Genomic DNA, 269 nt, shown 5'->3' with positions numbered 1-269 from the left:
GCCCTGGAAGATGCCGATCGCGAACTGCGTGATGCGGAAAAGCGCCGCACTCAGGCCGAGCAACAGGCGCAGTTGTTGCGCGGCCAATTGGAACAGCAGCGTATGGACTGGCAGTCGCTGACCGTGCGGCGCAAGGCGCTGCAGGATCAGTTGCTGGAAGACTACTACGATCTGCATGGCGTGCTGGCGACTTTGCCAGCCGAAGCCAGCGAGAAAGCCTGGGAAGAAGAGCTGGAACGCCTGGCCGCACGTATTCAGCGCTTAGGACC

1 protein-coding gene is annotated in these 269 nt (G+C 61.7%); it reads left to right on the top strand.

Features of this window, described 5'->3' with window-relative positions; all coding sequences use genetic code 11:
* Window positions 1-269, top strand: a 269-nt coding sequence (locus O4H31_RS19515; RefSeq protein ID WP_269348180.1) for a hypothetical protein, incomplete at both ends; no start/stop codon positions are given.

Source organism: Sulfitobacter dubius (genome assembly GCF_027214245.1).
Taxonomy (GTDB): domain Bacteria; phylum Pseudomonadota; class Alphaproteobacteria; order Rhodobacterales; family Rhodobacteraceae; genus Sulfitobacter; species Sulfitobacter dubius_A.
The sequence above is the reverse complement of the archived record's forward strand: the minus strand, read 5'-3'. Positions and strand labels throughout refer to the sequence as shown.